The organism is Protofrankia sp. CiP1_Cm_nod1, assembly GCF_920888515.1.
Taxonomy (GTDB): Bacteria; Actinomycetota; Actinomycetes; order Frankiales; family Frankiaceae; genus Protofrankia.
In genome coordinates, this window is sequence record NZ_CAKKTM010000441.1 from 1 (window position 1) to 12,846 (window position 12,846).

At 70.1% G+C, this 12,846-nt stretch carries 9 protein-coding genes and 1 pseudogene; 4 read left to right on the forward strand and 6 right to left on the reverse strand.

The window, feature by feature from the left end; translation table 11 throughout:
- The 4 genes from NBX02_RS20050 to NBX02_RS20065 form a co-directional block, all read left to right on the forward strand.
- Nucleotides 1-190 (forward strand): hypothetical protein (locus NBX02_RS20050; protein WP_250292551.1); only part of this gene is annotated, 190 nt, incomplete at its 5' end.
- Nucleotides 191-817: 627 nt separating this feature from the next.
- Nucleotides 818-2,704 carry a 2-oxoacid:acceptor oxidoreductase subunit alpha gene (locus NBX02_RS20055; RefSeq protein ID WP_250285600.1) on the forward strand — a complete coding sequence of 629 codons (1,887 nt, stop codon included), beginning with the start codon at nucleotides 818-820 and terminating at the stop codon, nucleotides 2,702-2,704.
- On the forward strand, nucleotides 2,701-3,762 hold the full coding sequence (locus tag NBX02_RS20060) for a 2-oxoacid:ferredoxin oxidoreductase subunit beta (RefSeq protein WP_250285601.1): 1,062 nt from the start codon (nucleotides 2,701-2,703) through the stop codon (nucleotides 3,760-3,762). Before NBX02_RS20055 ends, NBX02_RS20060 begins: the two co-directional genes overlap by 4 nt.
- A 657-nt stretch (nucleotides 3,763-4,419) precedes the next feature.
- On the forward strand, nucleotides 4,420-5,706 hold the full coding sequence (locus tag NBX02_RS20065) for a hypothetical protein (protein ID WP_250285602.1): 1,287 nt from the start codon (nucleotides 4,420-4,422) through the stop codon (nucleotides 5,704-5,706).
- 220 nt (nucleotides 5,707-5,926) lie between these two features.
- Here NBX02_RS20065 and NBX02_RS20070 read toward each other — a convergent pair whose 3' ends face one another.
- The 6 genes and pseudogenes from NBX02_RS20070 to NBX02_RS20095 form a co-directional block, all read right to left on the reverse strand.
- On the reverse strand, nucleotides 5,927-6,928 hold the full coding sequence (locus NBX02_RS20070; RefSeq protein WP_250285603.1) for a polyprenyl synthetase family protein: 1,002 nt from the start codon (nucleotides 6,926-6,928) through the stop codon (nucleotides 5,927-5,929).
- 16 nt (nucleotides 6,929-6,944) lie between these two features.
- On the reverse strand, nucleotides 6,945-8,519 hold the full coding sequence (nuoN, locus tag NBX02_RS20075; RefSeq protein WP_250285607.1) for an NADH-quinone oxidoreductase subunit NuoN: 1,575 nt from the start codon (nucleotides 8,517-8,519) through the stop codon (nucleotides 6,945-6,947).
- Nucleotides 8,520-8,536: 17 nt separating this feature from the next.
- Nucleotides 8,537-10,123 carry an NADH-quinone oxidoreductase subunit M gene (locus NBX02_RS20080; RefSeq protein WP_250285604.1) on the reverse strand — a complete coding sequence of 529 codons (1,587 nt, stop codon included), beginning with the start codon at nucleotides 10,121-10,123 and terminating at the stop codon, nucleotides 8,537-8,539.
- 1 nt (nucleotide 10,124) lies between these two features.
- The gene (gene nuoL, locus NBX02_RS20085) at nucleotides 10,125-12,086 is read right to left on the reverse strand and encodes an NADH-quinone oxidoreductase subunit L (protein WP_250285605.1); all 1,962 of its coding nucleotides are present in this window, start codon (nucleotides 12,084-12,086) and stop codon (nucleotides 10,125-10,127) included.
- A 278-nt stretch (nucleotides 12,087-12,364) separates the two neighbouring features.
- Nucleotides 12,365-12,664, reverse strand: coding sequence for an NADH-quinone oxidoreductase subunit NuoK (gene nuoK / locus NBX02_RS20090; RefSeq protein WP_250285606.1), 300 nt, complete (start codon nucleotides 12,662-12,664; stop codon nucleotides 12,365-12,367).
- Nucleotides 12,661-12,846: pseudogene (locus tag NBX02_RS20095) on the reverse strand (NADH-quinone oxidoreductase subunit J); the annotation flags it as partial. The gene nuoK and the pseudogene NBX02_RS20095, both read right to left, overlap by 4 nt.

Below are 12,846 nucleotides of genomic sequence, written 5' to 3' on the forward strand. Positions count from 1 at the left end.
GCGCGGCGGTGTCGGCGCCGCCGGCAACGCTGCCGCCAACAGCGCCGCCACCGGCAGCGTTGCCACCGGCGGTGCCGCCACTACTGACAGCGTCGCCGCTGGCAGCATCCGTATGCCTGCCCACCTGGCCATGCTCCCACCGGATCCCACGCCCCGGGCCCGCCGGCCATGGGATTCCCGGCCGGCGTAATCCGATGTGTCCGGCCGGGTATGGCCCGGGCCCGCCGGCCATAGGGTTCCCGGCCGCGGCCCTGCGCGCGCCCCACCGGACCATGGGCCCCGCGCGCAGGGCCGTGTAGCGCCGGCTCTCCGGCCCGGCGAGCTCGTCTCCGGCTCCGCTGACCCCGCACAGGGCCGGCCGGCAGGCCCTCAAGGAGTCCAGGACCGGTGGGCCTCATCCGGTCCGCCCCACAAGGATGTGGGCGGACGTCTCGGCCGGTCCGGCTCCACCGCCCCGCCGGGCGCGCCCCGCCGGCCGCGGGCGTTGTTCACCGCACGTTCTCCGCGTCTCCTCGCAAGCGGTACCCGCAACAGGTACGGGGCTGGCCGCCTGATAGCATCAGAGAGACAGGTCAGCACATCCAATTACACAATTTTTACACAAAATTTGCGGATATCCTGACAAAATCGAATTTTTTGTCATTCCGCCAGAAAACCGCAAAGTATTTCATCGCCGACATCCCAGCAGCTGGCCGACGCGCCGCCCCCATCGGGATGTGTCATATTCATCACACGGGCCTGACCCCGTCGGGACGTTGCGCCCCACGCCAATAGTCCGGCCGGTACGCTCAAGTGGTACCCGAGGAGGTTACACAACGTGTCAGGCCAGGTCAGGGATCGTCAAATCCATCGACTCGACCGGGTCGTCATCCGCTTCGCGGGCGACTCGGGCGACGGGATGCAGCTCACCGGGGAACAGTTCACCAGTGAGACGGCGGCGTTCGGCAACGACTTGTCCACCCTACCGGACTTCCCGGCCGAAATCCGCGCCCCAGCCGGCACCCCGGCCGGCGTGTCAGGATTTCAGCTCCATTTTTCCGACCACGACATCCTGACGCCCGGGGACGCCCCGAACATGCTGGTGGCGATGAATCCCGCGGCGCTGAAGTCAAATCTGAAGGACCTGCCGGCCGGCGCCGACCTCGTCGTCAACACCGACGCCTTCACCAGTGCCAACCTGAAGAAGGCCGGATATTCCTCCGACCCGCTCACCGACGGCACCCTCGACGGATACCGGGTGCACCGGGTGCCTCTGTCGTCGATGACCATCGACGCGGTGAACGCGTTGGAAAGCAGCACCGGCACCGTCAACAAGAAAGAGGCCGAGCGGGCGAAGAACATGTTCGCGCTCGGCCTGATGAGCTGGCTCTACCAGCGGCCCACCAACGGTGTCGTCGCGTTTCTTGAGAAAAAATTCGCGAAACGCCCCGAGATCGCCGCCGCGAACATCGCGGCGCTGCGTGCCGGCTACAACTACGGTGAGACGACCGAGGCCTTCGCCGTCGTCTACGAGGTCGCCCCGGCCCGGATGAAGCCCGGCCGCTACCGCCGCGTCTCCGGCAACCTCGCACTGTCCTACGGGCTGATCGCCGCCGCCGAGCTCACCGGGCTGCCGCTGTTCCTCGGCTCCTACCCGATCACCCCGGCCTCCGACATCCTGCACGAGCTGAGCAGGCACAAGCGGTTCGGGATCCGGACCTTCCAGGCCGAGGACGAGATCGCCGGCGTCGGCGCCGCCCTCGGCGCGTCCTTCGGCGGCTCGCTCGGCGTCACCACGACGTCCGGGCCCGGCCTGGCCCTGAAGACCGAGACCATCGGCCTCGCGGTGACCCTCGAGCTCCCGCTGGTCGTCGTCGACATCCAGCGGGGCGGGCCGTCCACCGGGCTGCCCACCAAGACCGAGCAGGCCGACCTCAGCATGGCCGTGCACGGCCGCAACGGCGAGGCGCCGCTGCCGGTGATCGCCCCGCGCTCCCCGGCGGACTGCTTCGACGCCGCCATCGAGGCCGCCCGGCTGGCGACGAAGTACCGCACCCCCGTCATCCTGCTCTCGGACGGCTACCTCGCCAACGGCTCGGAGCCGTGGCTGCTGCCCGACCGGGCCGACCTGCCCGACCTGCCGGTGACGTTCGCGACCGGGCCGAACCACACCGGCGACAACGGCCCGGAGTTCTGGCCGTACCTGCGCGACAACGAGACGCTCACCCGGCCGTGGGCCGTGCCCGGCACCCCCGGGCTGGAGCACCGCATCGGCGGCCTGGAGAAGGCCGACGGCTCCGGCGGGATCTCCTACGACCCGGCGAACCACGACCGCATGGTGCGCCTGCGCCAGGCGAAGATCGACGGTATCGCGCGCGACATCCCCGCTCTCGAGGTGGACGACCCCTCCGGGCAGGCCCGGGTGCTCGTCCTCGGCTGGGGCTCGACCTACGGGCCGATCGCGGCCGCGTGCCGCCGGGTCCGCGCGCAGGGGCTCCAGGTCGCCCACGCACACCTGCGCCACCTGTTCCCGTTCCCCGAGAACACCGGCGACGTGGTGCGCGCCTATGACCGGATCCTCGTCCCCGAGATGAACCTCGGCCAGCTCAGGGCCATGATCCGGGCGGAGTTCCTGGTCGACGCCATCGGCTACAACCAGGTCCGTGGGCTTCCGTTCAAGGCCGCCGAACTGGCGGGTGTCCTGGAGGACGTGATCAAGCAGTGACCGTCACGACGAACCAGACCGGTATCACCAACCGGCTGCTCGACCTCATACCCGCCGCCAGCCAGCCGCAGACCCGCAAGGACTTCACCTCCGACCAGGAGGTCCGCTGGTGTCCCGGCTGTGGTGACTACGCCATCCTGGCCACCGTCCAGGGCTTCCTGCCGGAGCTCGGGATCGCCCGCGAGAACATCGCGTTCATCTCCGGCATCGGCTGCTCCTCGCGCTTCCCGTACTACCTGAAGACCTACGGGATGCACTCCATCCACGGCCGGGCGCCGGCCATCGCGACCGGTCTCGCGGTCTCGCGGCCGGACCTGTCGGTCTGGGTCGTCACCGGTGACGGCGACGCGCTGTCCATCGGTGGCAACCATCTGCTGCACGCGCTGCGCCGCAACGTCAACATCAAGATCCTGATGTTCAACAACCGGATCTACGGGCTGACCAAGGGCCAGTACTCGCCCACGTCAGAGGTAGGGAAGGTCACGAAGTCGACCCCGTACGGCTCGCTGGACCGGCCCTACAACCCGATCTCGCTGGTGCTCGGCGCCGAGGCGACGTTCGTGGCCCGGTCGATCGACTCCGAACGCGCGCACCTGACCTCGGTGCTGCGCGCGGCCGCCACCCACCCCGGCTCGGCCTTCGTGGAGATCTTCCAGAACTGCAACATCTTCAACGACGGGGCGTTCGACGCCCTGAAGAACCGCTCGTCCAAGGACGACGCGACCCTGCGGCTGGCCCACGGTGAGCCGCTGGTGTTCGGCGCGGAACGCGACAAGGGCATCCGCCGCGCTCCGGACGGCAAGCTGGAGGTGTGCGCCGCGACCGACGAGGGCGTGCTGGTCCACGACGCCCACGCGGCCGAGCCGGGCCTGGCGTTCGAGCTGTCCCGGCTGACCGGCGATTCGGCCGGGGTCACGCCGATCGGGGTCTTCCGGGACGTCGACCTGCCCACCTACGACGAACAGCTCAACGAGCAGATCGCCGACGCCCGGGCCCGCCAGGGCGAGGGCGACCTGATACAGCTGCTGGGCAGCGGCGACACCTGGACGGTTTCCTGAGATTCACCCCCGGGACCGTCTCCGGTGGCTCTTCGGTCGTGTCCGGCCGGGAGCCACCGGAGCGGCCCGGCCGGTCGGCTCCCGACAGTTCGAGGAGCGCGCGGCCGCGGTTGCGGGCATACCCGCCGGGCCCCGCGGCACCAGCCGATCGACAGGCGTAAAATTTTCTTTTCGTACGACTTTTACGAAACAATTTCTTGTACATCCGCCGCTCCGGAGAAACTCGGGCCACCGAGGAACGCGGCTGGGATTCTTCTCCTCGGGACTCCGGTCGGGCCGGACTACACCAGGGCGGCCGCTGGCCCACTACGGATGCCGGACCGCTTCGAGCCATCCGGACAGCGGCAGGCCGCTCAGCGGAGCGAATAGCGCCTTTGATGGAAAGTTGTCCATATGGCGTCGGAACATCCGTGACCGGTCGGTTAGCATTGTGATTGCTCTGGCATCCCGAATCCGCCTTTCTGGATCTTCATAACAGCTCGGCGGGCGGTGGGGGCTCGGGGGCTACAGCTCGAGGGCTACAGCGTGGGGACTACAGCGCGGGGGCTACAGCAAGCTACCGATCCGGAGGCACAGTGCAGGACAGATCGTCCCGTTGCCGGCAGGTCCAACAGCGTTCTCCTTGGGTGCCGCTCCCCGTGGCGGGCGAGGTGAGCCGTGGGTAACCACTCCGCTGCCCGGCACTCACGGAAGCAGGCAGCAAGTGCCTCCCAGCGGGCCGTTCCCGCGCGCACACCCGCGGCCACCGGCACGCCGGGCGGCAGGAGGGCCGACGCCGGCGCGGCAACCGCCGACAGCCCGAGCGCGGCCGAGCCCGTCAGATCACCGCGGATCTTCCGGAAGCGCGACGCTGGCCCGGATGCCCGCCTGCGGCCCGTCGCGCCGGCGTTCCCCCCGCCGGTGTCGGCGCGCCCGGGAGCGATGTTCATCCCCCGCCAGCAACTGATGAACTCCGCTGAACCGGACACGCTGAGCGGGCCGTCCCCGTTCGGCGCGGACAGGGCACGGCCGGACGACCGGCAGGCACACGGCACACGCCGCGGCGCGCACCGGGAGATCCCCGTCAGACAGCCCACCGTCAGACAGCCCAGGCCGAGCCGCAACCGGCTGGTCGCCACCGGTACCGCCTCTCTCGCCGGGATATCCGCCCTGCTCACCGGCATAGCCCTGGCCGGCGCCCAGGACGAGCAGGTCGTCGACCTCGGGGCAGCCGCCGCGGCACCGTCGGTCGGGCTGGGCAGCTCGCCGTCGGTTCTCCAGCAGACGGCGGGGAGAACTTCCCGCAACGTGCACAGACCGGCGGCACGGCCGGCCGCCCCACCGCCGCAGACCGTCGTCACGCCTGGCCCGGGCTTCGCCGGGAACGACCCGCTGTGGGCAGCCGGCGCTCCCAGCCCCGCGGGCACGGATCTCCCGCAGGCCGTAGCCACCCATCCCGAGTACCCGTATCCCGCGTATTCGTACTATTCCCATGCGTACTACGCCGACGCCGCCCCCAGCGAGGCCGGCCCGCTGCCCCCGACGCCCGCGCCGGCGACACAGCCCGCCCTTGAGCAGCCCGCCTTCCCGGGCGGGGCGGTGACCGATCCGGTCGAAGTCACCCGGACCAGCGAACCATCCGCCCAGCCGACCACGACCACGCTGCGCGGCTTCGAGACAGGTCAGACACCACTGGCCGGGGCACCCGCCCCGGCGGCCGGCCTGGTGGGGGTCCCTCCCACACCCGTCCCGTCGGAGGCCCTGCCCCCCGCGGCGGCGGTGCCGGCAGCCACCGGGAGCAGCGCTTCAACCAGCCAGCCGCCGACGTCCTCCGCCGTGGCTCCGGACGCCCAGGCAGCGGCCCCGCAGCCGCACCCGGCCAGAGCGGGCGGGGCATTCGGCGACAGGCCCACCAAGCTGATCGAGTTCTACGATCCCCCGCCGTTCTCGCCGCTGAGCAGATAAGAAACCGGGTGGAAGGAAACAGCCGGATCCACCTGTGTGGGGGCCGCGCCGTCCGCGCGGCTCCCACTCCTTTCCTTCCACCCGGCTTCTTCCGCTCGGCTCCTTCAACAGTCATCCGGGCGTCCGGAGTCATCCGCTCGCCCGGAGTCATCCGGGCGTCCAGCGCATCCGGCGTTCGCATCCGGGCGCGCACAGGCCGCTCGACGCGGCCGCGAACGGGTCAGCTGGTGCGGTCGATCACGTAGTCCGCGAGTGCCGCCAACGCGGTTCTGGCCGGCCCCTCCTCCAGCCCGGCCAGGCAGCCGCGTGCCTGGCCCGCCCAGCGCGCCACCTCACGGCGGGCACGTCCCATGGCCGGATGGCCGCGCAGCAGGTCCAGCGCCTCGGCGAGCGCGCCTTCCGCCGCGAAGCCGTCCTTCATCAGGCCGCGCAGCCGGGCCGCGGCGGCGTCGTCCTCCTCAAGCGCGTAGAGCACCGGCAGCGTGGGAATCCCCTCCCGCAGGTCCGTCCCGGGTGTCTTACCCGAGGCGGCCTGGTCGGAGGCGACGTCGATGAGATCGTCGGAAAGCTGGAAGGCCACCCCGAAGTAGCCGCCGAAGGCGGCCAGGGCGTCCACGGTGAGCGGATCGGCCCCGGCCAGCATCGCGCCGAGCCGGCCGGAGGTGGCGATCAGTGACGCGGTCTTCTCCCTGATCACACGGAGGTGATGCTCGACCGGGTCCTGTCCCGGTACCGGCCCGACGGTCTCCCGGATCTGCCCCTCGCACAGGGTCGCGATCGTGCGGGCCAGGATGCGGGTGGCCTCCGGCCCCAGGTCGGCGGTGATATCCGAGGCCCGGGCGAAGAGGAAGTCGCCGGTGAGGATCGCGATCGTGTTGGTCCACCGGACGTTCGCCGACGCCGCTCCCCGCCGCAGCGGCGCCTCGTCCATGACGTCGTCGTGGTACAGCGTCGACAGGTGGGTGAGCTCGATGGCGACCGCGGCCGGCAGCACGCCGACGGCGTCCGGGTCACCAAAATGGGCCGCGAGCAGGACGACCATCGGCCGGAAACGCTTGCCGCCGGCGTCCACCAGATGCCGGGACGTCTCGGTGACGAACGGCACGTCGCTGCGGACGGCGTCGCGTAGCAGCCGTTCGACCTCGTGGAGGCCGCGACGGACAGCCTGCTCCAGATCAGGGTCGGTCCTGATCCCCACGAGGTTCAGCCCCGTTGCGCTCATGTGGATTCCCTGGGCGTCAGCGTACGAAGCCGGACGTGGCCGCGGTACCGGCGAGATCGAGCAGAGGCTGTGGCGCGACTCCCAGCAGGAGCGTCACGACCGCGCCGATGCCGACGGCCGCGTAGGTGAGTGTCGGACGAGTGACAATTATGGGGCCGTCCGCACCCGGTTCCTGGAAGAACATCAGAACGATCACTCGGACGTAGAAGAACGCGGCGATCGCGCTGGTGACCAGGGCGACGACCACCAGCGGCGTCGCGTCACCGGCGATCGCGGCCTCGAAGACGGCGAACTTCCCGGTGAATCCGCTGGTGAGCGGGATGCCGGCCAGGGCGAGGAGCAGGAAGGCGAAGATCCCCGCGAGCAGCGGTGAGCGCCGCCCGAGCCCCTGCCACTGGGACAGGTCGCTCGCCTCGCCGTCCGCCGTCCGCACCAGGGTGACCAGAGCGAACGTGGCGATCGTGGTGAAGCCGTAGGCGACCAGGTAGAACAGGGAGCCGCTCAGCCCGTCGCTGTTGGCCGCGGCGAGCCCGGTGAGCAGGAAGCCGGCGTGGGCGATCGCCGAATAGGCGAGCATCCGCTTGATGTCACGCTGGGTCAGTGCCAGCACCGCGCCGACCACCATGGTCAGAATCGCGATGATCCAGACTATCGGCCGCCAGTCCCAGCGCAGCCCGCCGAAGGCGACGTAGAACAGCCGCAGCAGCGCGCCGAACGCCGCCACCTTCGTGCCCGCGGCCATGAAGGCCGTGATCGGGGTCGGCGACCCCTGGTAGACGTCCGGTGTCCAGGAGTGGAACGGCGCGGCGCCGACCTTGAAGAACAGGCCGATGCCGAGCAGGGCCACCCCCAGGTAGAGGTAGGTGTCGTTCGCGCCGACCGTGCCCGCGGCATCGGCGATCCGGCCGAGGCTGACGCTGCCGGCGTAGCCGTAGATGAAGGCCAGGCCGTAGATGAAGAACGCCGAGGAGAAGGCGCCGAGCAGGAAGTACTTCATCGCCGCCTCCTGGGAGAGCAGGCGGCGGCGGCGGGCCAGGCCTGCGAGCAGGTACAGCGGCAGGGAGAGGATCTCCAACGCGACGAACATGATCAGAAGCGTGTTCGAGGAGACGAACAGCAGCATCCCGGCCACCGAGAACGCCATCAGCGGGTACGCCTCGGTCTGCACGGCCGCGGAGGAACGCTGGGCGGTCGCGCCCGGCGACCCCGGGGTGATCGCCGCCGACGCCACGATCGCCCCGCCGGAGGAGTCCAGCCGCCGCTCGGCGACCAGCAGCACCGCCAGCAGGGCGAAGAGCAGGATGGCGCCTTCCAGGAACAGGGCCGGGCCGTCGATGGCCAGCGCCCCGGCCGCGAGCACCTGCCGTCGGGCGTGCAGCAGGACGACCGCCACGAACGCGGCCACGAACCCGGCCGCGGCCAGCAGCGGCTGGATGCCCCGGCGGGCCCTGGCCGGCGCGAACGCGTCGACGAGCACACCCGCCAGCGCCACCCCGAAGACGATGAGGATCGGGCTCAGCGCGCTGTACTGGATCGCCGGGACGTCGATCGTCCCCTGCGCGCCCTGGGCCAGCACCTGCGGGGCGGCGATGGCGGATGCTGTGGCGCTCACGAGTGGCCTCCGGCCTGGCTTGCGTTCACGGGGGCGGTTGGTGTGGGGTCGGTGTGCCCGGCATCCTCGAACGTCGCCGTGACAGTCGGCCGGACGATGTCGATGAGCGGCTTCGGGTAGATGCCGAGGGCGATGATCAGAGCGACCACCGGTGCGACGACGATCTTCTCGCGGACGCTGAGATCGAGCACTCCACGAGCATCCTCGGACACCACCGGTCCTGTCATCGTCCGCTGGTAGAGATAGAGGATGTAGATCGCGGCGAGCACGATGCCGGCGGTGGCCACGATGGCCAGCGCCCGGTACCGGGTGAACGTCCCGGCCAGCACCAGGAACTCACTGACGAAGCTGTTCAGGCCGGGCAGCGCCAGCGACGACAGCCCGGCGATGAGGAAGACGCCGGCCAGCACCGGTGTGACCTGCGCCATACCGCGGTAGGCCCCCACGTCCCGGCTGCCGCGCCGGGCCACCAGGAAGCCGACGACGAGGAAGAGCAGGCCCGTCGACAGCCCGTGGTTGACCATGTAGAGGACGGCACCGGTGCCCGCCTGCGACGTCAGCGCGAAGGTGCCCATCGCGATGAAGCCGAAGTGGGCCAGCGAGGTGTACGCCACCAGGCGTTTCATATCCCGCTGGCCGATGGCGAGCAGTGCCCCGTAGAAGATCCCGATCACCGCCAGCGCGAGCACCACGGGCGCGAAGTAGGACGACGCGTCCGGGAACAGCGGGATGCAGTAGCGGATCAGCCCGAAGGTCCCGACCTTGTCCAGGACGCCGACCAGCAGGATCGCGCCGCCGGTCGGCGACTGCGCGCCCGCGTCCGGCAGCCAGGTGTGGAAGGGGAACAGCGGCGCCTTGATGGCGAAGGCGATGAAGAAGCCCAGGAAGAGCAGCTTCTGCACGCCAGGGGTGATGTCCAGCTGGCGCAGGGTGGCGAAGTCGAAGGTGCCGGTGCCGAGCTGGTCGGACGAGACCACGTAGAGACCGATCACCGCGGCCAGCATGAGCAGCCCGCCGAACAGGCTGTAGAGCAGGAACTTCACCGCCGCGTAGGACCGCTGCGCCTGCTCCTTCACCGGCCCGTAGCTCCCGATCAGGAAGTACATCGGGATCAGCATCGCCTCGAAGAAGACGTAGAACAGGAAGACGTCGGTGGCGGCGAACACCCCGACCATCCCCGCCTCGAGCGCGAGCAGCAGCGCGAAGAACGCCGGGACGCTGCGCCTGCCCGCCACCGGCGCGCCGTCCGGGGAGGCGGCGTCGACCTCGTCCCAGGAGGCCAGCACGACGATCGGCACCAGCAGCGTCGCGAGCAGGATCAGCACCAGCGAGATCCCGTCGGCGCCCACCGAGTAGGAGATGCCGAACTGCTTGATCCAGGAGTACTTCTGGGAGAACTGGAAGCCGGCCTTTGCCGGCTCGTACGCGATGGTCGCCAGCAGCGCCAGCACGAACTCCACCAGCGTGACCGCCAGCGTGACCTGCTTGGCCAGCGTGCCCAGCCGTCGCGGGACGGCCGCGACGACGACCGCCGCGGCGGCCGGGATGATCAACAGGAGGGTCAACCACGGGAAACTGTTCACGTCATCCGGTCCTTACCAGCAGCGCCGTCATGACCACGAGGACAGCACCTCCCAACATCGACAGCGCGTAGGAGCGGACGAACCCGGTCTGGGTGCGGCGCAGCCGCCCGGACAGGCCGCCGATCCCGGCGGCGGTGCCCCGGACCAGCCCGTCCACCCCGACCGTGTCCAGCCAGACCAGGAAGCGGGTGAGGTACTGCCCCGGGCGCATGAACACGGTCTCGTTGAACGTGTTGGCGTAGAGATCGTGCCGGGCGGCCACGGTGACCAGCCCGACCTCGGAGTCGGGGCGGCCGACGGCCTCCACCGGGCGGAGCTGGTAGCGCAGGTAGGCCCCGGCGAAGCCGCCGGCGGCGACCAGCAGGGTGAGCGCCGTGACCACCGCCGGGGAGAGCGTGTGTGCGCCCTCCTCGTGCCCCTCGCCGAACACCGGTGCCAGCCAGTCCTGCAGGGTGCCGCCGACGATGAACAGCCCACCGGCGAACACCGAGCCCACGGCCAGCAGCGCCATCGGCCCGGTCATCACCCTCGGGGACTCGTGGGGGTGCTTCGCGTGTTCGCCCGAGGACGACCAGCGGCGCTCCCCGTGGAAGGTCAGCAGGAACAGCCGGGTCATGTAGAAGGCGGTGATGCCCGCGCCGAGCAGCGCGGTCAGGCCGAGCAGGTACCCGCTGGTGCCGCCCTTGTCGAAGGCAGCCTCAATAATCTTGTCCTTGGTGAAGAACCCGGACAGCGGGGGAAGGCCGATGATGGCCAGGTAGCCGAGGCCGAAGGTGGCCCAGGTGACCGGCATCAGCCGCCACAGGCCACCGTATTTCCGCATGTCCTGTTCGTCGTCCATCGCGTGGATCACCGAGCCGGAGCCGAGGAACAGGCCGGCCTTGAAGAAGCCGTGCGCCAGCAGGTGCGCGATGCCGAGCGCGTAACCGGCCGGGCCCAGCCCCACGGCGAGGAACATGTACCCGATCTGGCTCACCGTCGAGTAGGCGAGCACCTTCTTGATGTCGTCGTAGGCGCAGCCGATGACGCAGCCGATGATGATCGTTACGGCGCCGATGATGACGACCACCGTCCGGGCGGCCTGGGTCTCGGTGAAGATCGGGCTGGCGCGGGCGATGAGGTAGACCCCGGCGGTCACCATGGTGGCGGCGTGGATGAGCGCGGAGATCGGGGTCGGGCCCTCCATCGCGTCCGGCAGCCATGCCTGCAGCGGGAACTGGCCGGACTTGCCGCAGGCGCCGAGCAACAGCAGCAGGGCGATCGCGGTCAGCGTGCCGTACCCGATGACGTCGGCGGCGGCGGCGCCGAGCACCGAGTCGTAGTTCGTGCTGCCCACCGTGGCGAACATCAGCATGATGGCCAGGGCGAGCCCCACGTCGCCGACCCGGTTCATGTAGAAGGCCTTGTTGGCCGCGGTCGCCGCGGCCGGCTTGTACTCCCAGAACTTGATCAGCAGGAAGGACGACAGGCCGACCAGTTCCCAGCCCGCGTACAGGACGAGGAAGTTGTCCCCGAGGACGAGCAGCAGCATGGACGCCAGGAACAGGTTCATGTAGGCGAAGAACCTGCGCCGCCCGGGATCGTGCGCCATATAGCCGATCGAGTAGATGTGGATCAGCGTCCCCACGCCGGTGATCAGCAGCACGAAGACCGCGGAGAGCTGGTCGAAGAGCAGGCCGGCATCCACCTGGAAGCCGTTGACCGAGATCCAGGAGAACAGGTGCTGGGCGACCTGCCGGTCATCGGCGGCCCGGCCGCGCAGCCCGAAGAACAGCACCAGCCCCACGACGAAGCTCGCCGCGGAGGCCGCGGTGCCCAGCAGATGGCCCCAGCGGTCGGTCCTCCGCCCGCCGAGCAGCAGGATCAGCGCCCCCGCCAGCGGGAGCACCAGCAGCAGCCACGTGGCCGAGAACACGCCGCTGGCCGCCGCGTATCCCACCTCGTGTCCTACCTCATGCGGCATGGGGTACCTCGCCCTCGAAGAGGCGGCCGGCAAGGAGGCGGCCGGCTGGCCGGTGGCCGTCAGGCAGGTGCTCGTCAGGCAGGTGGCCGTCGGATGCACGGCCCTCGGATGCCCTGCCGCCACACGCGTCGACACCACGCGTGTCGACACGGTGCGTATGGCCGTGGGGTATATGCGTCACTGCACTCATCGTCCGTTCTGCCGTGACCGGGGTCCCGGCCACCACGTCCCACCGGCGCCTGGTGAGATCGTCACCGGTGACACACCTGAGGAACTGGCTAGTACTTGAGCAGGTTCACGTCGTCCACCGAGGCGGACCGGCGGGTGCGGAAGATCGTAAGAATGATCGCCAGGCCGATGACCACCTCGGCCGCGGCCACCACCATCACGAAGAACGCCATGATCTGGCCGTCCAGGGTGCCGTTGATCCTGGAGAAGGTGACCAGGGTCAGGTTCGCCGCGTTCAGCATCAGCTCGACGCACATGAAGACGACGATCGCGTTACGGCGCAGCAGGACACCGACCGCGCCGATGGTGAACAGCAGCGCGGCGAGGATCAGATAGTTCGCGGGGTTCACCGGCCCGTCCCCTTCCCGGCCCCGACCGGACGCTGGTTGCCGCGGCCATGCGCCCCGGCGCCGTTGTCGCCGTCACCGGGAGCCCCGGCGTCCCCAGGGCTCCCGGCGTCGCGGCCCGCGCCGGGACCGGCACCGCCGGGCAGGCCCGCCGGCAGCCGGGCGTCCTGGGGCCGGGCGTAGAC